This is a genomic window from Agromyces sp. Leaf222, assembly GCF_001421565.1.
Classification (GTDB): Bacteria; Actinomycetota; Actinomycetes; order Actinomycetales; family Microbacteriaceae; genus Agromyces.
Window position 1 is genome coordinate 2622379 of sequence record NZ_LMKQ01000001.1, and the last position, 19569, is coordinate 2641947.

At 70.7% G+C, this 19569-nt stretch carries 21 protein-coding genes and 1 tRNA gene; 13 read left to right on the forward strand and 9 right to left on the reverse strand.

The features are described 5' to 3' along the window. The first annotated feature begins 22 nt into the window (after positions 1-22). A complete protein-coding gene (locus tag ASE68_RS11710) occupies positions 23-670 on the forward strand; it encodes a VanZ family protein (protein WP_200921705.1) in 648 nt (215 codons plus the stop codon). Here ASE68_RS11710 and ASE68_RS11715 read toward each other — a convergent pair. The 3 genes from ASE68_RS11715 to ASE68_RS11725 all read right to left on the reverse strand — a co-directional run bounded on the left by ASE68_RS11715 (position 656) and on the right by ASE68_RS11725 (position 6208). Next, entirely contained in the window at positions 656-3934 is a 3279-nt protein-coding gene (locus tag ASE68_RS11715; protein ID WP_055858687.1) for a hypothetical protein, read from the reverse strand. The genes ASE68_RS11710 and ASE68_RS11715 overlap by 15 nt on opposite strands. A gap of 121 nt (positions 3935-4055) precedes the next feature. Next, positions 4056-5495, reverse strand: coding sequence for an APC family permease (locus tag ASE68_RS11720; RefSeq protein ID WP_055858690.1), 1440 nt, complete (start codon positions 5493-5495; stop codon positions 4056-4058). 74 nt (positions 5496-5569) lie between these two features. Next, positions 5570-6208, reverse strand: coding sequence for a GntR family transcriptional regulator (locus ASE68_RS11725; RefSeq protein ID WP_055858693.1), 639 nt, complete (start codon positions 6206-6208; stop codon positions 5570-5572). A 142-nt stretch (positions 6209-6350) separates the two neighbouring features. Between ASE68_RS11725 and ASE68_RS11730 the strand changes: the two genes are divergently transcribed. From ASE68_RS11730 to ASE68_RS11755, 6 genes are read left to right on the forward strand one after another with little or no spacing between them, the layout of a single operon-like run. Then, positions 6351-6992 carry an ECF transporter S component gene (locus ASE68_RS11730; RefSeq protein WP_055858697.1) on the forward strand — a complete coding sequence of 214 codons (642 nt, stop codon included), beginning with the start codon at positions 6351-6353 and terminating at the stop codon, positions 6990-6992. A 2-nt stretch (positions 6993-6994) separates the two neighbouring features. Further along, positions 6995-8485, forward strand: coding sequence for an ABC transporter ATP-binding protein (locus ASE68_RS11735; RefSeq protein WP_055858701.1), 1491 nt, complete (start codon positions 6995-6997; stop codon positions 8483-8485). Further along, on the forward strand, positions 8482-9249 hold the full coding sequence (locus ASE68_RS11740) for an energy-coupling factor transporter transmembrane protein EcfT (protein ID WP_235480844.1): 768 nt from the start codon (positions 8482-8484) through the stop codon (positions 9247-9249). Before ASE68_RS11735 ends, ASE68_RS11740 begins: the two co-directional genes overlap by 4 nt. Continuing rightward, the gene (locus ASE68_RS11745; RefSeq protein ID WP_055858704.1) at positions 9236-9799 is read left to right on the forward strand and encodes an aminobenzoate synthetase; all 564 of its coding nucleotides are present in this window, start codon (positions 9236-9238) and stop codon (positions 9797-9799) included. Before ASE68_RS11740 ends, ASE68_RS11745 begins: the two co-directional genes overlap by 14 nt. Continuing rightward, positions 9796-10725, forward strand: a complete 930-nt coding sequence (locus ASE68_RS11750) for an ABC transporter substrate-binding protein (RefSeq protein ID WP_055858707.1) — start codon at positions 9796-9798, stop codon at positions 10723-10725. Before ASE68_RS11745 ends, ASE68_RS11750 begins: the two co-directional genes overlap by 4 nt. After that, on the forward strand, positions 10722-11609 hold the full coding sequence (locus ASE68_RS11755; RefSeq protein ID WP_055858710.1) for a sulfurtransferase: 888 nt from the start codon (positions 10722-10724) through the stop codon (positions 11607-11609). The genes ASE68_RS11750 and ASE68_RS11755 overlap by 4 nt, the downstream gene beginning before the upstream one ends. A 61-nt stretch (positions 11610-11670) precedes the next feature. Here ASE68_RS11755 and ASE68_RS11760 read toward each other — a convergent pair whose 3' ends face one another. After that, the gene (locus ASE68_RS11760; RefSeq protein ID WP_055858712.1) at positions 11671-11931 is read right to left on the reverse strand and encodes a hypothetical protein; all 261 of its coding nucleotides are present in this window, start codon (positions 11929-11931) and stop codon (positions 11671-11673) included. Positions 11932-12030: 99 nt separating this feature from the next. Between ASE68_RS11760 and ASE68_RS11765 the strand changes: the two genes are divergently transcribed. Continuing rightward, positions 12031-12663, forward strand: coding sequence for a TetR/AcrR family transcriptional regulator C-terminal domain-containing protein (locus ASE68_RS11765; protein WP_055858714.1), 633 nt, complete (start codon positions 12031-12033; stop codon positions 12661-12663). A 5-nt stretch (positions 12664-12668) separates the two neighbouring features. On the opposite strand, the gene ASE68_RS11770 is transcribed toward ASE68_RS11765, so the two are convergent. Further along, complete coding sequence (locus tag ASE68_RS11770) at positions 12669-13580, reverse strand: helix-turn-helix transcriptional regulator (RefSeq protein ID WP_055858717.1); 912 nt, start codon at positions 13578-13580, stop codon at positions 12669-12671. A 126-nt stretch (positions 13581-13706) separates the two neighbouring features. Here ASE68_RS11770 and ASE68_RS11775 point away from each other — a divergent pair, with 126 nt between their 5' ends. From ASE68_RS11775 to ASE68_RS11785, 3 genes are all read left to right on the forward strand, one after another. Then, complete coding sequence (locus ASE68_RS11775) at positions 13707-14687, forward strand: aldo/keto reductase (RefSeq protein WP_055858720.1); 981 nt, start codon at positions 13707-13709, stop codon at positions 14685-14687. 84 nt (positions 14688-14771) lie between these two features. After that, positions 14772-15371: a GNAT family N-acetyltransferase gene (locus ASE68_RS11780; protein ID WP_055858723.1), complete on the forward strand. Its 600-nt coding sequence runs from the start codon at positions 14772-14774 to the stop codon at positions 15369-15371. Between the two features lie 107 nt (positions 15372-15478). After that, positions 15479-16246 carry a CPBP family intramembrane glutamic endopeptidase gene (locus ASE68_RS11785; RefSeq protein ID WP_162238272.1) on the forward strand — a complete coding sequence of 256 codons (768 nt, stop codon included), beginning with the start codon at positions 15479-15481 and terminating at the stop codon, positions 16244-16246. A 33-nt stretch (positions 16247-16279) separates the two neighbouring features. On the opposite strand, the gene ASE68_RS11790 is transcribed toward ASE68_RS11785, so the two are convergent. Both ASE68_RS11790 and ASE68_RS11795 read right to left on the reverse strand, forming a co-directional pair. After that, positions 16280-16651: an HNH endonuclease gene (locus tag ASE68_RS11790; RefSeq protein WP_082462199.1), complete on the reverse strand. Its 372-nt coding sequence runs from the start codon at positions 16649-16651 to the stop codon at positions 16280-16282. Positions 16652-16802: 151 nt separating this feature from the next. Next, positions 16803-16879 (reverse strand) — tRNA-Pro (locus ASE68_RS11795). Positions 16880-17099: 220 nt separating this feature from the next. On the opposite strand from ASE68_RS11795, the gene ASE68_RS11800 reads away from it, so the two are divergent. Next, positions 17100-17618, forward strand: coding sequence for a hypothetical protein (locus tag ASE68_RS11800; RefSeq protein ID WP_055858730.1), 519 nt, complete (start codon positions 17100-17102; stop codon positions 17616-17618). 34 nt (positions 17619-17652) lie between these two features. Here ASE68_RS11800 and ASE68_RS11805 read toward each other — a convergent pair whose 3' ends face one another. Beyond that, positions 17653-18309 carry a PH domain-containing protein gene (locus ASE68_RS11805; protein ID WP_055858733.1) on the reverse strand — a complete coding sequence of 219 codons (657 nt, stop codon included), beginning with the start codon at positions 18307-18309 and terminating at the stop codon, positions 17653-17655. After that, complete coding sequence (locus ASE68_RS11810) at positions 18306-18800, reverse strand: MarR family winged helix-turn-helix transcriptional regulator (protein WP_055858738.1); 495 nt, start codon at positions 18798-18800, stop codon at positions 18306-18308. Before ASE68_RS11810 ends, ASE68_RS11805 begins: the two co-directional genes overlap by 4 nt. 75 nt (positions 18801-18875) lie before the next feature. On the opposite strand from ASE68_RS11810, the gene ASE68_RS11815 reads away from it, so the two are divergent. Continuing rightward, positions 18876-19502 carry a GNAT family N-acetyltransferase gene (locus ASE68_RS11815; protein ID WP_055858740.1) on the forward strand — a complete coding sequence of 209 codons (627 nt, stop codon included), beginning with the start codon at positions 18876-18878 and terminating at the stop codon, positions 19500-19502. Positions 19503-19569 lie beyond the last annotated feature (67 nt).

A 19569-nucleotide genomic window follows, 5' to 3' on the forward strand; every position in this document is an offset into this window, starting at 1 on the left:
CAGACCTGAAAGCGACGCCGCCATGACCACCACGAACCAGACGACGGATGCCGCGGCCGCACGCTCCCGGCGCCGGCACCGCCCGCCCCGACCGACCGGGGCCATGCTGATCCCGATGTTCGTCGCGTACCTCGCCCTGCTCACGTGGCTCGTGCTGTGGAAGCTCGAGATCCCCTGGATCGGCGGCGCCTCGCATCGCGTGGTCAAGCTCGTGCCGTTCGCCGACACGGCGCAGTTCGGCGCCAGCGCCCCCTCCGAGGTGCTCGCGAACCTCGTCGTCTTCGTGCCGTTCGGCGTCTACCTGGGCCTGGTCGCGCCCTCGTGGCCGTGGTGGAGGGCGACGGGCGTCGTCGCGGCCGCGAGCCTCGCGCTGGAGGCCGGGCAGTTCGTGATGGCCACGGGCAGCTCCGACGTCACCGACCTCATCGTCAACACCGCCGGCGGCCTCGTCGGGTTCGCCGTGCTCGACCTCGCCCGCCGTCGCCACGGCTCGCGCGCCACGACGGTGGCGATCCGGCTCTGCACGGCCGCGACGGTGCTCGCCCTGATCGCCGGTGCGCTCCTCGTCGCCTCGCCGCTGCGGTACGGGACGCCCATGCGCGGCACGGACCTGCGGCCCGCCGTCCCCATGGAGCAGTCGGGAACGCCGGTCGGGTCAGCGAGTCGGTGAGCCGCCGCCCGATGCACCGCCCGGCTTCCCACCGGATGCCCCGACCGGGGCGGCAGCGCCGCCCGCGCCGCCGGCCTTGGCCGCCGCGGCCGCTCCCGTCTCGAGGCGCTCCACGAGCTTGCGCAGTGTCTCCATGGCCTCCTCGTAGTGGCGGAACGCCTCGGCCCTCGCCGCTGTCCGAGAGGTCCGTGTGCCGCGGGCCGATGCGTCCCGGGCTTCGCGGCTGGCGACGAGGAATGCGCGGTGCGCCTCGCGAGCCCGGTCACGCACCTGCGGCAGCATGCGGGCATCGTTCAGCACGGCAGCGGCGACATCCTGCCCGTGGACGCGCGCGTCGATCTCCTCCACGAGGAGCTCGTAGTTCTCGTGCGCCCGACTCTGCGCCTCCTCGGCCTCCTGGACCCGCTCGCGCGCCTCGACGAGAAGCCGGTGGTTCTCGGGCAGTCCGGCCTCCGTGAAGAGCCTGAGCCGCCGCATCGCGACCCCGAGTTCCTTCCCGCGGATCTTCATCATGTCGTAGGTGCGGTTGCGGGCCGGGCCGTTCGCACCGAACACGCTCTCGTAGAACGCCGCCGCCGTCGCATGGTTCAGGTCCCCCGGGCGCAACGTCTCCGCACCTCCTTGGCGGTTCCCCGTCTGCGCCTCCCATGCGGCCTTGACCGTCTGCACGTCGAAGCTGCGCAGCACCCGGTCGTTCGCCGCCTGCGCTCGCACCTCGGCCCAGGTCGCGCCAGGCATGCGCTGCTCGATGTGCAGCCGTGCCATGCGGAACCACTGCAGCGCGTGCCGTGCCTCGTGCGCGATGGTGTCGCACGCGTCGGCGAACTGCTGGGGCGTCGGATCCTTGTGCGAGACGAGGTCGCGGTTGATGTGCAACTCCCATACCGAGGCGGGCTGCTTGCCGAACTGGTCGGGCGTCGGGTTGTGCAGGTGGTTGGGGATCAGCGGCGGCGCACCGGCCGCCGTGAGCTGCCGATTCGTGATCTCGAGCAGGGCGTCGAACCGCGCCTCGGGCGTCATCCTGCGGTAGCTCTCGTAGAGCGGCACGAACTCCGCGGCGAGGGCCCGGGCCTCGGGGCCGAGGTGCTCCACCACGCGGGCGGAGTCCCGGCCGCCGGGGCCGCCGCTCGTGGCCCGGGGCGAACGCGTCGACGCCGGGTCGGCGACGAGTCGCACGTCGGTCTGGCGCGCCCACCCCGGCGACTTCGCATCGAGGTACTCGGTGGCGTGCTGCACGTGGCGCGCCGCCTCATCGCCCGTGAAGTGCACCTCGACCTGGCGGCCGTCGCCCGAGTCGACGATGACGACCTCGCCGCCGAACACGGAGCCCGCATTGCGTGCGAGTTGCTCGCGGTGCGCCTCGAACCGCGAGATGAGCGACAGCCGCTCCGGCAGCGACAGGTTCGCGCCGAGACCGGTGCCGCCCCGCAGCTCGTACTCCAGGCGCCGCCATCCGCCCGGCTCCGAGAGCAGCGAGCGCACGGCGACGTCCGAGAGGCGGCCGCCGGCCTGCCCGGCGACGCCCGGCACGTCGGCCTTGGGTGCCGTGCCTGCTGCCCTGCCACCGGCATCCGCTCCCCTGACCTCGGGGATCGTGACGGCCGGTCCGCGCGCGCCGCCGCGCCACGCCTCGTACTCCTTCGCGACCCGACTGTTGACCTTGGCGAGGCCGACGTCCATGGCGACGTTCTGCACGACGCCGTCGACGATGAGGTCGGCGAACTCGTTCGCGTTCTTCGGCAGCGCCGTGCCCTCGACGACGGACTTCAGCACGGTCTCGGTCGCCGTCATGTAGACCGACGACGTGCCCGCGGCCATCGCGCTCGCGGTGAGCTCGGCGAGCTTCGTGCCCGCGAGGTCGGGGATCCGGTCGATGCGCGCCTTGATCGCGACCTGGAACCGTGCCTGCAGGGCGCCGCCGAGGTAGGTCATGACTGCGCTGACGCCCGCGGCCTGCATGAGGCTCGCGAGGCCGAGGCTCGTGCGCTGGCCGTAGTGCATCTCGGCGGCCCGGCCGAGTCCCTCCTGCGCGAACGTGTAGCCGCCCGCGACGAGGGCCGAGCCGGTCAGGCCGAGTCCGCCCGAGGCGATGCCTGCGGCGATGGTGCCGGCGGTCTTCAGCCGGTTCAGCCACTTCACCGCCGTTCCCGCGCCCGTCATGACGCGGTTCTCGTAGGCCGAGAAGCGCTTGGCCGCCTCGGCCGTCGACTGCTCGGCCATGGCGATGAGCGGCACCGCGAGCTCGTACCTGCGCTCGCGGAGCAGTGGCCACGCCTGCTCGATGAGCTGCCGGGGCTGGTCCCAGATGCGGATCGTCGGGTAGGGATCGCTGCCAGAGCCGAGCGCCTCCGAGACGTGCCGGATCGCCCCGAAGCCGATGCGCTTGGCGTTGATGGCGCTGCGCTCGACGTGCATCGGTTGCAGCTCGTGCCAGACCTGCGTCGTCTCCTTCAGCGCCTCGCGCAGCTTCGCGAGCTCCTCACGGTTCGAGACGCGGCGCGCGTACTCCTCGGGATAGTCGTTGCGCAGGTCGTCGGCGGTCACGAAGCCCTTCGTCTTGAAGACGATGCCGGGCATCGGATGCTGCCCGAGCGCCTCGCCGGGCGACGGCCGCGTGCTGAGCTCGAGCGGCCGCTTCGTGATCTGCTCGACGGCCCACTGTCGGAACTCGGTCTCGGCCTTGACGTCCCACTCCGGCGGCTCGCGCACGTCGTCGGCGAGCAGCAGGCGCACGTCCACGCTGAGGTGCTCGTCCGGCCTCGGCGGCACTGCGCTCAGCAGTCGGCGCCGCTCCTTCACGTAGTCGGGATGCTGCTCGCGCACCGTGCCGTAATACGAGAAGTCGTCGAACAGCCTCCGCACCCTGGCCTCGACATGCCACGCGATCGTGAAGTGGTCGACGACCCGCTGCCAGTGCTCGAGCTGGGCCGCCGTGAGGGCGCCGAGCAGTGCCGGATACCGCGCCTGCAATGCTGGTCGGATGTCCGGGCCGCCCTTCGGGATCGGCTCGCGCGCGTGCCGGCCCGCGACCGAGTCGGGGGCCGGATCCCGCTGCAGGTGCGTCGCGACCGCCCGGTTGCCGGCATCCCGCTGCAGGTCGAGGACGTCGTCGGGATGCAGCATCCGCGGCGCCTCGACCGTCGCGCCCGCGCGCTGCACGGCGCGCGCGGCAGACTTCGGCTCGCCCGTACGTCGCGGGTCGTCGGCGCCATGCCCGCCCTGCCTGCCCTGCGCGTTCCGGTCCGGCCGTTCGTGGATCGGCACTCCTCCTCCTGCGTTCCTCAGCCTCCATCACCACGCGCGGGTGCGGCCGCGGCCAGCGCGGGCGCGCAGCCGACCGAGCAGGACCGGGTGCCCGAGCGGGCAGGAGGAGCGGCGGGGCGGCTCAGGTCTGCTTCCTGGCGGGTTCGACGCGGTCATCGTGGTCGCGTCGCCGCCGGGACGCCGTGTACAGCCGCTCGGCGATCCAGAGCACGACGCCGATCCCGAGCAGCGCGATCGCGATCCCGTACTGCCCTGGCGGGCGGCCGGAGGTCCACGGGAACACGAGGTAGAGGCACGTGATCGCGCCGATCACGGGCAGGGCCGTCGGCGTGCGGAAGTGCTTGTGGTCGACGGGCTGCCGCCGCAGCACGAGTACGGTCACGTTGACGATCGCGAACACGGTGAGCAGCAGCAGCGAGGTCGTGCCGCCGAGCAGCGCCACGATGGAGCCCTCGGCGTCGAGGGACACGTAGACGATGAGGCCCGCGGCGAGCGCGCTCGTGAACAGGATCGCCGCCCACGGCGTCTGCCGCTTCGGCGCGACCCTGCCCAGGAACGGCGGCAGCACCTGTTGCCGGCTCATGCCGTAGAGCAGCCGGCTCGCCATCATCATGTTGATGAGCGCGGTGTTGGCCACTGCGAACATCGAGATGAACGGGAGCAGGTCGTTGATCGGGAACCCGGGTGCCGCAGCCTCGACCGCCGTCACGAGCGGCGTCTCGCTGCCGACGAGGTCGCCGATCGGCACGAGGGCGACCACGGTGATCGACACCAGCACGTAGATCACGGCCGCGATGCCGAGGCCGCTCAGCATCATCTTCGGGAAGATCCGGCTGGGATCCTTCGTCTCCTCCGCCATGTTGACGGAGTCCTCGAAGCCGACCATGGCGAAGAACGCCAACGACGTGGCCGTGCTCACCGCGAGCAGCACGCCCTTGTCCTCCGGCGTCTCGAACGCCACCACCCGAGACCAGTCGGCGTTGCCTCCGGCGATCGCCCACATGCCGATGAGGATGACGAGCAGGAGGCCCGACAGCTCCACGAGGGTCAGGACCACGTTCAGCCACACGCTCTCGGTCACGCCGCGCAGGTTCACCAGCATGATGAGCACGATGAACGCCAGCGCGATGAGCATCGTCGGCACCGTGACATCCGGGAGCCCGAAGGCGACGAGGAGGTTCGCGGCGAACGCTCGCGATGCCGTCGACGCCGACGTGATGCCCGAGGTCATCACGATGAAGCACACGATGAAGGTGAAGAAGTGGATGCCGAACGCCTTGTGCGTGTACAGCGCTGCGCCGGCCGCCTGCGGGTACTTCGTGACGAGCTCGAGGTACGAGAACGCCGTCACGGTCGCCACCGCGAACGCGAGCAGGAACGGCAGCCACGCCGCACCCCCGACCTCGGCGGCGACCTGGCCGGTGAGGGCGTAGATGCCCGTTCCGAGGATGTCTCCGACGATGAACAGAAGCAGCAGCCCGGGTCCCAGCACCCGTTTCAACTGCGGCTGCTCCGGCTCGACGGCCTTCACCACCTGCGTCCAGGACGGATCGTCGCTCATGTCGTGGCCCCCTTCGCCCGAGGCCAGCCGACCACATCCGCCGCGTCGGCTCAACCCCCTTGCGCGGGTGTCGCTCACTCGGCGTCGGTGCCGATCCTCCGTCGTGCGAACGTGTCGAGCCGTTCGCGCTTGGTGCGGACCAGGTGCGCCGCGATGGCCTCCTTCGCCGCGACGGGGTCACGGTTGCGGATGCCCTCGAGCACGGCGTCGTGCTCGAGCATCGACTCGTGCACGTCCTGCCGGTGGAAGGCGTCCTGATCGAAGATGCGCAACCGCACGATCAGGCCCTGCAGCATGGTGATGAGCGTGGCGTTCTCGGAGGCCGCCCAGAGGAGCTCGTGCCAGCGCGCGTGGAGCCGGCGGGCCACGGCGGGGTCCTCCTCCTGCCTGGCCTCGCGCTGCAACTGCGTGAGCTCGGCGAGTTGCAGGTCGGTGCGACGCACGGCTGCGGCCTGCGCGGCGGCCTGCTCGAGCGCGATGCGCACGTCGTAGATGTCGATCACGTCCTCCGGGGTGCCCGACTGGATGCGGTAGCCCCGCAACGAGCGCACGATGAGCCCCTCCTGCTCCAGGCGGTTCAGCGCCTCGCGGATCGGGGTGCGGGACACGCCGTAGAGCTCGGTCAGTCGGCCCTCGACGAGCGGTTCGCCCCAGGGGAAGCGCCCGGCGAGCAGGTCGTCCCGCAACTGCACGTGGAGGGGTGCGCGCGACATGAATGCTCCTCAACTGCTCGGATAGGTGTACGGATCGGATGGATCTGTATACAGAAAGTACATGATCAGCAACACGTGCACACACGACCCTCGCTCGGCCGCATAGTTGTGGAGTCCCACCCGAGTCCCCGAGGAGCGAGCCATGAGCCAGAGCACGACCGACACCGCCACCCAGGTCGACGGCGACGAACGGCGCCCGTCACCGTTCCGGTGGCGCGTCATCGACATCGTCGTCGCCAGCGTGCTCGGCGTCGCGTCCGGGCTCGTGTTCGTGCTCTGGAACATCCTCTCCAACCCGATCAGCGCGCCCGTCGGCGCCGTGCTGCCCGGGCTGCAGGCGATCGTCGGCGGCGGCTGGCTGTTCGCCGGCATCCTCACGGCGCTCGTCATCCGCAAGCCGGGCGCTGCCCTGTTCGGCGAACTGGTCGCCGCTGCGGTCTCGGCGCTCGTCGGCAACCAGTGGGGGCCGCTGACGCTCGAGTCCGGTCTCATCCAGGGCCTCGGTGCCGAGCTCGTGTTCGCGGCGTTCCTCTACCGCCGCTGGAACCTTCCGGTGGCCCTGCTCGCGGGTGCCGTGAGCGGGCTCGCACTGGCGATCAACGACCTCATCCTCTGGTACCCCGGTTCCGGGTCCGCCTTCTCGACCATCTACGTCGTGGCCGCGATCGTGTCCGGTGCGGTGCTGGCCGGCCTCCTCTCCTGGCTCGCGGTGCGCGGCCTCGCCCGCACGGGCGCGCTCAGTCGGTTCGCCTCCGGTCGCGAGGCTCGCACCCGCGAGGCGTGACCATGACGGAATCCGCTCCACAGCACGGTGGCGCCGCGGTCCGCGCCGAGGGCTGGTCGTGGCGCCACGCCGGTCGCCGCGACTGGGCGCTGAGCGACCTCGACCTCGCCATCGAGCCCGGCGAGCGCGTGCTGCTGCTCGGCCCGTCGGGGGCCGGCAAGTCGACGCTGCTGCACGGACTCGGCGGCGTGCTCGGCGGGGCCGACGACGGCGACGAGCGTGGACGCCTGCTGGTCGACGGCGCCAGGCCCGAGCGACGTCGCGACCGCATCGGCATGGTCCTGCAGGATCCGGATTCCCAGGTGATCCTCTCGCGGGTCGGCGACGACGTCGCGTTCGGCATGGAGAACCTCCGCGTGCCGCGAGCCGACATCTGGGGTCGGGTGTCGCGTGCCCTCGACCTGGTGGGCCTGCGCACTCCCCTCGGCCACGACACGTCGGCGCTCTCGGGCGGCCAGAAGCAGCGCCTCGCGCTCGCCGGCGTCATCGCCATGAACCCCGGCCTCATCCTCCTCGACGAGCCGACTGCGAACCTCGACCCCGAGGGCGTGCGAGAGGTGCGCGACGCGATCGCCGAGGTCGCGGCCCGCACCGGCGCCACGCTCGTCGTGATCGAGCATCGAACCGAGGTGTGGCTGCCCGTGGTCGACCGGGTCGTCGTGATGGATGCCGCGGGTCGCATCATCGGCGACGGCGACCCCGACGCGGTGATCGAACGCCAACGCGCCGAGTTGCTCGGCGCGGGCGTCTGGGTGCCCGGCGCGCCGACCCCGACGCTCGAACGCCACCGACAGGGCGCCCAGGTGCCGCTGCTCACCGCGCGCGACCTCGGCGTGGGCCGGGCTGCCACGGGGCTCGCCGCCACGATCGACGTCGAGATCCGGAGCGGCCGCGCCACCGCCGTCGTCGGCCCGAACGGGGCCGGCAAGTCCACGCTCGCACTCACCCTGGGCGGACTGCTGGTCCCCGGCAGCGGGCGACTCGAGGCGGCATCCGGATTCGCGCCGGCACGCCGCCCGGTCGAGCCCATCGCCTGGCGGTCGCGGGAGCTCCTGTCGCGCATCGGCAGCGTGTTCCAGGACCCCGAACACCAGTTCCTCGCCGCCACCGTGCGCGACGAACTCGCGATCGGTCCGCGTGCCCTGAAGCAGGATGCCGCGACGATCGCCCGCACGATCGACGACCTGCTCTCGCGACTCCGCCTCGAGCACCTCGCCGACGCCAACCCGTACACGCTCTCGGGCGGCGAGAAGCGGCGCCTCTCGGTGGCGACCGCGCTCGCGGCCAAGCCGCGGCTGATCATCCTCGACGAGCCGACCTTCGGCCAGGACCGGCGCACCTGGGAGGAACTCGTGAAGCTCATCGCCGAGATCGTCGACGCTGGAACCGCCGTCGTCGCCGTGACCCACGACGAGCCCTTCGTCTCGCTGCTCGCCGACGACGTGCTCGAGCTGCCCGCCTGGGAACCGCGGCCGGCCGAGGTGGCATCGTGACCCGGCGCCTCGACGTGAACCGGGCCAACCCGGTCACCCGGCTCCTCACCGCCCTCCTCATCGCGGTCGCCCTCGTCTTCAGCGTCGACTGGGTGTCGGGCCTGACCGCGCTCACCCTCGAGGTGCTCGTGCTCGCGAGCACCGGCATCCCGTTCCGGCGGTTCCTCAAGCGCAGCATCCCGATCGTGATCGCGGCCGGATTCACGGCGCTGACGATCCTGCTGTACGGCGCCCCGAGCGGTCGCGTCCACGCCGAGTTCCTGCTCGTCGTCGTCAGCGACGGCTCGATCGAGCTCGCGATCGCGACGTTCCTCCGGGTGCTCGCCATCGCGCTGCCGTCGATCATGCTCTTCACGGATGTCGACCCCACCGAGCTCGCCGACGGGCTCTCCCAGGTGCTCCGGCTCCCCGCCAGGTTCGTGCTCGGCGCCCTCGCCGGGTTCCGCCTGATCGGCCTGCTCCACCAGGACTGGACCTACCTCGGTTACGCCCGGCGCGCCCGGGGCGTGGCCGACCACGGCCGTCTCCGCCGATGGACGGGCCAGGCCTTCGCCCTCCTCGTCTTCGCCGTGCGCCGGGGCGCCAAGCTCGCGACGGCGATGGAGGCCCGCGGCTTCGGCGCCTCCCCCGTGCGCACCTGGGCGAGGGAGTCGACGCTGGGAGCACCGGATGCCGCGCTCCTCGCGATCGGCGTCGTCATCAGCGCCACGGCGATCACCGTGGCCGTCGCGACCGGAAGCTGGAACTTCATTGGAGCTCGCTGACCTCGCCACGGGCCTGCGCGCGACGGGCGTGCGCAGCCTGCTCATCGACGGCCGATCCGGCTCGGGCAAGTCGACGATCGCCACCGCGCTGGCGGCACTCTGGCCCGAGGCCGTCGTCATCCGCCTGGACTCGATCTACCCGGGATGGAGCGGACTCACCTGGGCATCCGAGCACCTTCGGACGAGCGTGCTCGAGCCGCGGGCGCTCGGCCTCGCGGCGTCCTGGCGCGAGTGGGACTGGACCTCTGGTGCCCCCGGCGGCTGGCATCCGGTGGACCCCGACCGCCCGCTGATCGTCGAGGGCGTCGGCAGCCTCACGATCGCGAACCGGGCGCTGGCCGACGCGGCACTCTGGGTCGAAAGCGGCACCGTCGAGCGCAAGGCCCGCGCCCTCGCCCGCGACGGCGAGACGTACGTGCCGCACTGGGACGCCTGGGCCGCCCAGGAGGACGTCTTCATCGCGCAGAACCACCCCGAAGCCCTCGCCGACCTCATCGCCGTCCCGACCGACGGCGGCTTCGACCTCATGCAGACTGGAAGGACCCCATGACCACCCCCATCTCCCTCGTGCTCGAGTACTTCCACCCCTGGCCGAACTCGGCCGGGTTCTACGTCGCCCGCGAGGCCGGATGGTACGCGGATCAGGGCATCGACCTCGAGATCCGCACCGTCGACCCCGGCATCGGCGACGGCCTCGAGCACGTGAACCGCGGTCTCGCCGACCTCGCGGTGTTCCCCACGAACCGCCTGCTCGTGCGGGCGGAGCGGGGCGAGCAGCTGCACGCGCTCAGCGCGATCAACCAGCGCGGGCTCGAGACCGTGCGCACGCTCGAGCAGAGCGGCATCCGGACCCTGGCCGATCTCGAGGGCCGGCGCCTCGCGTTGAACCCCACGCCACGCGGCCTCGCGATCGTGCGCGACCTCGTCGAGCGTGCCGGCGGCGACTTCGACCGCGTCGAGCTGGTCGATGCCGGCGTCCGCGAGCTCAGCGCCGCCGACCTCCTCAACGGCGAAGCGGATGCCACGTTCGGCTCGTACTGGGCGTGGGACATCCTGTTGACCGAGCAGCCCGACCTGCCGGAACGGCACTGGCGCGTCGACGACGAGCTCGGCATCCGATACCACAGCTACCTGCTCGGCGGCGGACCGGCGGCCGCACAGTTGCCGGCGCACCTCATCGACGGCTTCCTGGCCGCGACGGCCCGCGGGTTCGCGCACGCGGCCGCGAATCCGGCACCGACCGTCGACCTCTTCTCGACCGTCACGCCCTACTTCACCGAGGACGTGATCGCCCGATCGCTCGAGGCGATCGCGCCCACCTGGTTCCACGACGGCCGTTGGGGCGGCATCCGGTCGGAGGCCATGGACCGGTATGCGGAATGGATGGCGGCGAACGGCTTGATCGCGGATGCCGCGGGCTGGCGTCGCACGCTCGCACCCGGCGCGATCACCGACCTCGAGGCATCCGCCGCATGATCGCGCCCGTCTTCGTCGACGCGATCGACCTGCACGCGCAGCTCCGCTCCGGTGACGCACCCGTCGTGCTCGACGCCACCCTGATCCTGCACCGACCACGTTTCGACGGGGACTTCCGCGCCGAGAGCGGCCGGGACCGCTGGCGGGACGCGCACGTCCCCGGGTCGCGGCACGTCGCCATCGACACGGAGTTCTCGGTGCCGCACGCCACGCACGATCACCACGCGCCGCCGCAGGGCATCGCCGATCGGCTGGCGGCGATCGGCATCGGCGAGGGCACCCGGGTCGTGGTCTACGACAGCGTCGGAACGATCTGGGCTGCGCGCCTCTGGTACCTGCTCGACTGGATCGGCGTGCCGGTCAGCGTGCTCGACGGCGGCCTCGCCGCGTGGCGATCCGCGGGCCTGCCGATCGAGACGGCCGACGACGCGACGGCGCCCGATGAGGTGCATCCGGCTCGACGCTGGGCGGCCCGCACCGCCCGCGAGGCCTGGGTCGAGCGTGACGAGATCGCCCTCGCCCGTGACGGCGCGCTCGTCTGCGGCCTTCCCGCGACGGCCTTCGCGGGCGTCGAGCCGACCCGGTACTCCAGGCGAGGTCACATCCCCGGCAGCGTCAACGTGCCGGCACGCGCACTCTTCGACCGTGACGGCCGCATCCTGCCGGCGGACGAGATCATCGCCCGATACCGGGAGGCCGGAGCCGACCTCGACGCAGAGCTGCTGCTCTACTGCGGAGGCGGCATCTCGGCGACGGCCAACGCCCTCGCACTCGCCCATGCCGGCCTGCGCCGCGTGCGGGTCTACGACGGCTCGCTCGAGGAGTGGAGCGCCGACCCGGCCCTGCCGCTCAGCACGGAGGAGGCGCTGGCCGGCAGCCGTTGATGGCATGCCGCCGACCGCGCGCCGGCGAGGGCACCTCGCCCGGCGTACGCCGCAGCCCGTGTCAGACCTCCCGGCCGAAGAAGGCGGCGATCCATCGCTGCCAGGCGACCAGCACCCGAGGGGGCCGCGCAGGCGTGTGGTTGCGCGTCGGGTTGGCGGAGCGCTTCTCGGCGGTCGCGGACTGCGACGCCCGACTGATGCGGGCGCGACCGTGGCGGGTGCCGCCCTGGTGCCCGGTCGGCCGGGTCTCGTGAGCGGAGACGCCCGGGATGCGGTGGGTCGCCTCGTGCAGGGTGTCGAGGATCGAACGCTGGTCGGTCATCGTGGTCACGTCCTTTCACTTCTGTCGGTGATCGACCGGACTCTATCACCGATAGAGACGTTTCTCGATCATTGATAGAGTGACCGCGGGGGTGAGCCCATGGCATTGGACCGGCACCAGATCGTCACCGAGGCCGTCGCGCTGCTCGACGCAGACGGCCTCGACGGGGTGACGCTGCGCAAGCTCGCCGCCAGGCTCGGCGTGCAGCAGCCGACGCTCTACTGGCACATCCCCAGCAAGGCCGCCCTGATCACCGCGATCGCCGACGCGATCCTCGAGCAGCAGTTCCCCGAGATGGTGCCACCGGAGCCCGGCGAGCCGTGGGAGGCGTGGCTCCTCGGCCTCGCCGAACGGTTGCGACGCGCGCTCCTCGCCCATCCCGACGGCGCCCGGATCATCTCCACGTCGCAGACCTCGCTCAGGATGGCCGCCATCTCCGAGCTCGCGATCAGTACGCTGGTGCGCTGCGAGGTCCCCCTGCGGCAGGCCCGCCTCATCGTCCTGACCGTCGAGCACTTCACGGTGGGCCACGTCCTCGAGGAGCAGACCGGCCCGCCCGCCGCGGGCTCCGCGCAGGACTTCGACCTCGAGGCCTTCACCGAGGCCCACCCGACGGTCGTGGCCGGCATCGCCGAGTACTTCCAAGACGGTCGCACTGCAGACGACCTGTTCCGCGACTGCCTGAGCGTGATCATGCGGGGCGCGACGGCGGCGGCCGGCACGACGCACTGACGCGGTCAGTCCTCGCGCGCCGCGGCCTCGACCTCGGCCTCGGCGTCGGCGGACACCTCGCTCGATGCCTTCGTCTCCGCCCAATTCGCGAGAAGCTGCAGCCGGTCATGCGATGAGGATCCGGGCTCGGCGGAGAAGACCAGCATCTGCAGTCCGCGATCCGACGCGAGGTCCATGCTCTGGTACGTCAGGTCGAGGGCGCCCACGACGGGGTGGTGAACCCGCTTGAGTCCGGTGCGGTGTTCGCGCACGTCGTGAGCGCCCCAGAGCCTGCGGAACAGGTCGCTGCGGGTGGAGAGTTCGCCCACGAGATCGCTGAGCTGCCGGTCGTAGGGCGACCGCCCGGCTTCCGCACGCAGGATGGCGACGATCTGCCTGGTGTTGCCCTCCCAGTCCTGATAGAACGTCTGCGCCCTGGGGTCGAGGAAGACGAATCGGGCGGCGTTCGCCGGGGGCCGGGCTCCATCGAGCATCTCGGAGAAGAGGGCACGGCCGAGTCGGTTGACGGCGACGGCGTCGAGACGGCCGTTCTGCACGAACACCGGCACCGTCGACATCGCGTCGATGGTCTGCTGCATTGCGGCGGTCAACTGCGACGATCCGACCGGTCGACGTCGCTTGGGATGGGCGCCGGCATTGGCCGTGCGGATCAGGTCGTGCAGGTGCGCGTGCTCGGCTTCGTCGAGCTGCAGGGCACGGCTGATCCCGTCGATCACGGCTTCGGAGACACCCGAGGCGTTGCCGCGCTCGAGCCGCTTGTAGTACTCGGCGCTCATCCCGGCGACCAGGGCGACCTCTTCGCGGCGGAGCCCCGGCACCCGGCGGCGGCCGCCGAAGTCAGGCAGCCCCACCTGTGCGGGAGTGAGTCTGGCCCGCCGCGAGGTGAGGAACTCGCGGATGTCGTCCTGGGTGCCCATGCCTTCGAACCTACGCCGACGACGAGTCGGAAGGGGGTCCCTGCCAGGGCACCCGAAGGCAGGGCCGCGCTGCCGCAGGAGAATGCGCGTTGACTCGATGGGAACAGCGAGAAGAGAAGGACGGAAATGAAGAACGCACGTCTCGGAGGCCTCGAGGTCTCCCGCATCGGGCTCGGCGCGATGACCATGGCCGGCACGTACACCTCGGAAGGCGCTCTGGACCACGCGGAGTCGATCCGCACCATCCACCGCGCCCTCGATCTGGGCGTCACCCATATCGACACCGCGGAGATCTACGGCCCTTACCTGAGCGAGCAGATCGTGGGAGACGCCGTGAGAGGCCGTCGAGACCGCGTGAGGATCGCCACGAAGTTCGGCCTCGTGTCCCACTCCAGGGGCGGCCCTGGAACGACCGACAGCCGTGCCGCGAACATCCGGACCGCGGTTGAGGGATCGCTGAAGCGCCTCGGCACCGAGTACATCGACCTGTACTACCAGCACCGCGTCGACCCCGACACGCCCATCGAGGAGACGGCCGGCGCCGTGGCCGACCTGATCACCGAGGGCAAGGTGCTCCACTTCGGACTCTCCGAAGCGTCGGTGGGAACGATCCGCCGCGCTCACGCCGTTCAGCCGGTCTCGGCCCTGCAGACCGAGTACTCCCTGTGGACCCGCGAGGTGGAAGCCGAGATCCTGCCCGTGCTTCGCGAACTGGGTATCGGGTTCGTGCCGTACTCGCCCCTCGGCCACGGGTTGCTGACCGGTCGGATCCGGTCGATCGACGACTTCCCCGACGACGACTGGCGCAAGAGCAACCCCAGGTTCGCCGGGGAGAACTTCCAGCGCAACCTGCGGATCGTCGAGGAGGTCCGGGCGATCGGCGCCGAGATCGGTGCAACTCCCGCGCAGACTGCGCTCGCATGGATCCTCACGAAGGGGGACGACATCGCCCCCATCCCCGGCACACGCCGCGTCGCTCGAGTCGAGGAGAACACCGCGGCAGATCGGATCGAACTCACGCAGGCGCAGGTGGACCGGTTGGACTCCCTCGAGCCCGCCGCGGGCGCACGTCACGACGAAGTGAACATGGCGTCCATCGACGGCTGATCCGAGATCGACGGAACTGGCGCCGCGGACCGCGGGACCGCGGAACCCTCGATCGTCCGCTGCACGCCGCCTAGACTCGGCGGCGTGAGCGAGCGTCCGGACTTCCGCCTCCCGTTCCGGTTCGAGGAGAGACTCACCGAACGGCTCAGGCTCCGCATCATGCGCGACACGGACCTCGATGACGTCCTCGCCTACCAGTCGCGAGCGGATGTCTGCGAGTACCTGCTCTTCGAGCCGCGAGATCGCGAGACCGTCACCGCGAGGATCGCGACGTGGTCGGAGCAGTCGACGCTCACCTCCGATGGGGACTTCCTGGAGCTCGCGGTGGAGCGAAGGAGCGATGCGCGCGTGATCGGCGACCTGTACTTCAGCCTCAAGCACGCCGAGCACGGGTACGCCGAGATCGGCTGGGCCTTCCACCCCAAATACTCGGGCCGAGGGTACGCGACCGAGGCCGCTGCGGAGCTGCTCCGGATGGGATTCGCATCGATGGGCCTGCACCGCATCGTCGCCGAGGTCGACCCGTGGAACGCGGCATCCGTCGCGCTCTGCCGTCGGCTCGGCATGCGCAAGGAGGCGCACTTCGTCGGCAACATCTGGTTCAAGGGCCGCTGGGCCGACACGGAGGTCTACGCGCTGCGCGAGGCAGAGTGGGACGACCGGCACGATGCGAGGCCGACCTAGCCTCGAGCATCGACGCGGTCATTCCGGTGACGTCGGAGCCGACCGTGGTCGCATCGTGGTTCCAGACGATGCCCGCGTCATCTGAACGGCTCCAGTACCGTTCGACCATGACCGCTGATCGTCCGCTTCGCATCGCGCCCCGTGTTCGGCTCGGCGTCCTCGCCTACTTGCTGTACCTCGCCGTGTTCTACAGCGTCTGGATCTTCAACGGCATCGACTACAACCACATCGGCGACAGCGAGGACACCCTCTGGAAGTGGTACGTCGCGCCGCTGGCCGCGGGCTCGGTCGCGATCATCGTCATCGTCTCGATCTACGGATGGTGGCGGCCCGCGCTCTTCGAGACGAAGAAGCGGCTTCCGGCCTGGGTCTGGGTCTTCCCGGTCGCCCTCGCGCTGCTCGCGGTGTTCGGCCTGTTCGGCGACACCTCCCGCGTCACCCCGCTGATGTGGGTCTTCCTCGTGATCGGCAGCCTCCTCGTCGGCTTCAACGAGGAGCTCGTCACCCGGGGGCAGCTGATCGTGGCCTTGCGGAGCCGGTTCGGGGAGCTCGGGGTGTGGTTCTTCAGCACGCTGCTCTTCGGCCTGCTGCACCTGCCGAACACGCTCTTCGGCACCGGGCTGCCCGGCATCTCGCAGGTCTTCATCACGTTCCTGATCGGCACCGTCCTGTACCTGCTCCGTCGTGTCAGCGGCACGCTGATCTTCGCGATGGCACTGCACGGCCTCTGGGACTTCTCGTCCTTCGCGGCCCCCGGCGGCCTGTCCGGAATTCTGGGAATCCTCGTGGGCGTCGTCGCCGTGATCTTCGCGATCATCCTCACGCGCCGGGAGAGCCGCAGCGAGCGCACGAAGACGGTGCACGAGCGCGAATGACGGGCGAAGAGCACAGGGTGCAGCGTTCCCTGTTCAGTCGAGCGCGACATCCTGAACGGTGAACCGCGCCTTCAGAAGCGTGCCGATCTCGTGCTGCCGCAGCAGGAACGCACGCTCATCGAGCTTCTTGCGACGAAGCCACGACGTGACCTCGTCGTTGGACTTGCTCGCGTTGCATGCGCCGCAGGCCGGCACGACGTTGTCGAGGGTGTACCGGCCGCCGCGTGAGATCGGCTGGACGCAGTCCCGCTGCAGCGGCCGATCGCTCGCACCGCAGTAGGCGCAGCCACGCCATTCGGTTCTCAACGCCTCCCACTGCGCATCACTGAGATCGTGGGTGCTCTGCGCCAGACGGCGCTTGCGCCGCCGCGCGTACACCGCTGCACGACTCCGACTGACGGCCATGTCGACATGCTAATCCGCACCGCATCCGATCCGCCGAAGGCGCCGAGGCCGCCACGAACTCCTTGAGTGCCAGAGCATCAGCGCAGGGGCTTCGTGCCTCGGACATGAAGAAAGCCCCGGCAGATCTCTCGATCCACCGGGGCTTTCGCTCTGGTCGGGCTGACAGGATTTGAACCTGCGACCCCTTGACCCCCAGTCAAGTGCGCTACCAAGCTGCGCCACAGCCCGCCGCTTTCGAACTCGTCGAAGGCAACTTGACCATCATAGCGGCATCCGGAGGGGTGCTCGAACACATGGTGGCATCGAACGACGTCGACTCCCACGAAGGTGCAGGTGGCACGCACATATCCGATTCATAGCCCTTTCCCCTAGGCTCGTCGGAGTCGCCTTCGACGGCGGCGTACCCGTCATCCGGGAACCGTCCCTGCCCCCTCTCCGAAGGAATCTCGTGTCGAACAACGCCACCGCCCTCAAGCCGTCAACGCTGAACCTGCCCATCATCCTGCTCTGGGCCGTCGCGGTCGTGGTGACCATCGCCGGCGCGCTGCTGCTGTTCGCCGGCAACGCGGCGCAGGTCGCGTTCTACACCGAGCAGGGTTCCGACTACGCGGTGTACCTCAACAACATCTCGATGTCCACGGTCGGCGGCCTGCTGCTCGCCGCCGGCATCGTCGGCCTTCTCCTGGCCCTCGCGACGCACGCTCGCAACCGTGCCGCCGTGATCCAGGCGCAGACGGCCGCCGCCGAGTTCGAGGCCGTCTTCGGCGACATCGACGACGAGGACTTCGAGGAGCTCGACCTCGTGGTCGACGAGGCCGATGTCGAGGTTCCCGTCGACGCACCCGCGCCCGCTGCCGCCGCGCCCGCCGCCGCCCAGGCCGCAGCAGAACCGGCCGCCCCCGCCGCGCCCGCAGCCCCGGCCGCCACCCCCGACGCCCCCACCACGCCCGAGGCGCCCAAGAACTGACGCGCAGCGCAACGGGCCGCACGGCCCGCGGGGTTCAGAGGTGCCGACGCACCTCGTCGAGGAACCCCTTCGGGTCGTCGACCCACAGCCGAAGGGCGGTGATCTCCTGATCGCCGCCCTTCGGCGCACGTCCGGGCAGCCGCACGACGGTGGGGCGCTCCAGCTCGATCGTGATGTTCGTCTCGTCGTGCATGCGCAGCGCGAGGGTGCGCGAGGCATCCGTCGTCTCGATGCGCGGTGACTTGGGCTCATCGACCTGCTTGCGTCGTGAGACCGACGCGATGTCGTCCCACGTGAGCTCGACGTCGAGCTCGAGCCCCTCGCGCACGCGGATGCCGTCGGGCCCGACCGTCATGGGCCGCATGAGGTAGCCGCAGAGCAGGCCGAACATCCAGGTGACGCCCCAGATGCCGAGCACGAGCATGACGATGCGCACCGCGGGCCACCGGTGCACGACGAGGTCGATGATCGGGATCTCGACGGCCGACAGCACGATGAAGATCATCAGCACCGCGAACACGGGCTTGTGGTAGCTGAACCCGGCCGCGCCGCGCGCGATCGCAGGCCTGCGCGCGACGAAGCGCCCGATGTTCGCGTAGATGCGCAGTTCTAGGAGCAGCACCCGCTTCGCCAGGTTCGCTGCACGCTGCCAGACGGATGCCGCAACGCGGCGTTCGCTCGTGACGCTCATGCCCGACGCTCCCGGTCCGCCGCGATGAGTGCCCGCAACCGCTCGGCGATGGCGTCGACGCCGCGCTCGAGGGCGGCCCGGTCGGCGGGCGCGACGGCATCGAGCAGGTCGGCGGTGAGTTCGGCGTGCTCGCGCTGCATCTCGCGCATGCGGAGTTCGGCCGCCTCGGTGAGCGAGACGATCGTCGCCCGTCGGTCGGTCGGATGCGGCGACCGACGCACGTGCCCACCGCTCTCGAGCGCATCGACGAGCGCCGTGACGTTGCGCGCGCTGACGTCGAGGCCGCTCGCGAGCGCCTGCTGCGTCATCGGTCCGCCGTGCTGGATCACCCAGAGCACGCGCACGCGTGCCGGCGTGAGCGAGGTGCCCGCGAATGCGGTCGCCATGTCCTGCTGGAACAGCTCGCCGATCTCGAGCAGCCGGTCGAGCACGGTCGGCGTCGGCGTGAGAGCCGGAGCCTGCGTCGACGGCTCGCGCTCGATCTGGGTCATACCATGAACTTACTACATCATTACCTCTATTCACGATATGAGCAGGATGTCGCACCCGGGCACTATCGTGACGGCATGCCAACCCAGGTCACTGAAGACGCCGGCATTCCGGCCCTGCGCGTCGTCCCCGTCCAGCAGGTGCCGTTCGCCGATGTCGAGGCCGTGTTCGGAACGAAGGGCGATGCCGCGCACTGCTGGTGCCAGTGGTACAAGCTCCCGCGCAGCGAATGGACGATGAACGACGCCGAGCTCGCGCAACTCCTCGAGCGACAGGTGCGCGACGCAGAACACGGTCCGGGCCTCATCGCCTACGACGGCGAGACGCCGGTGGGCTGGTGCGCGGTCGAGCCGCGATCCGCGCTGCCCGGCCTGCCTCGCAAGCGCCTCGTGGCCGAGGGCTCCCCCGACCTGGACTTCGACGACGCGAGCATCTGGGCCGTCACGTGCTTCGTCGTGCCGCGGGCGCACCGCAAGCGCGGCGTCGGCGGCGCACTGGCCGAGGCGGCCGTCGCGTTCGCGCGCGAGCACGGCGCTCGGGTGGTCGAGGCCTACGCCATCGACCCCTCGGCCAGGTCCAAGGTCCCTGCGGCCGACCTGTTCCCCGGCACCGTGGGCATGTTCGAGCGCGCCGGCTTCCGCGAGGTCGCGCGACCCACGCCCAACCGCGCCGTCATGCAGGCCCGCTTCGACGCCGAAGGCTGACCCCGCGCCGGCGCAGGTCGCGACGCGGTTCCGTCTCGAGCGAGTCGTCACCGAGATGCGCCATGAG

Coding starts and splice junctions, on each gene's coding strand:
- ASE68_RS11730 (WP_055858697.1), top strand. CDS start 6,351: ATGAGCCAGAGCACGACCGACACCGCCACCCAGGTCGACGGCGACGAA.
- ASE68_RS11720 (WP_055858690.1), bottom strand. CDS start 5,495: ATGAGCGACGATCCGTCCTGGACGCAGGTGGTGAAGGCCGTCGAGCCG.
- ASE68_RS11735 (WP_055858701.1), top strand. CDS start 6,995: ATGACGGAATCCGCTCCACAGCACGGTGGCGCCGCGGTCCGCGCCGAG.
- ASE68_RS11770 (WP_055858717.1), bottom strand. CDS start 13,580: ATGGGCACCCAGGACGACATCCGCGAGTTCCTCACCTCGCGGCGGGCC.
- ASE68_RS11810 (WP_055858738.1), bottom strand. CDS start 18,800: ATGACCCAGATCGAGCGCGAGCCGTCGACGCAGGCTCCGGCTCTCACG.
- ASE68_RS11790 (WP_082462199.1), bottom strand. CDS start 16,651: ATGGCCGTCAGTCGGAGTCGTGCAGCGGTGTACGCGCGGCGGCGCAAG.
- ASE68_RS11760 (WP_055858712.1), bottom strand. CDS start 11,931: ATGACCGACCAGCGTTCGATCCTCGACACCCTGCACGAGGCGACCCAC.
- ASE68_RS11765 (WP_055858714.1), top strand. CDS start 12,031: ATGGCATTGGACCGGCACCAGATCGTCACCGAGGCCGTCGCGCTGCTC.
- ASE68_RS11710 (WP_200921705.1), top strand. CDS start 23: ATGACCACCACGAACCAGACGACGGATGCCGCGGCCGCACGCTCCCGG.
- ASE68_RS11725 (WP_055858693.1), bottom strand. CDS start 6,208: ATGTCGCGCGCACCCCTCCACGTGCAGTTGCGGGACGACCTGCTCGCC.
- ASE68_RS11750 (WP_055858707.1), top strand. CDS start 9,796: ATGACCACCCCCATCTCCCTCGTGCTCGAGTACTTCCACCCCTGGCCG.
- ASE68_RS11755 (WP_055858710.1), top strand. CDS start 10,722: ATGATCGCGCCCGTCTTCGTCGACGCGATCGACCTGCACGCGCAGCTC.
- ASE68_RS11785 (WP_162238272.1), top strand. CDS start 15,479: ATGACCGCTGATCGTCCGCTTCGCATCGCGCCCCGTGTTCGGCTCGGC.
- ASE68_RS11805 (WP_055858733.1), bottom strand. CDS start 18,309: ATGAGCGTCACGAGCGAACGCCGCGTTGCGGCATCCGTCTGGCAGCGT.
- ASE68_RS11815 (WP_055858740.1), top strand. CDS start 18,876: ATGCCAACCCAGGTCACTGAAGACGCCGGCATTCCGGCCCTGCGCGTC.
- ASE68_RS11775 (WP_055858720.1), top strand. CDS start 13,707: ATGAAGAACGCACGTCTCGGAGGCCTCGAGGTCTCCCGCATCGGGCTC.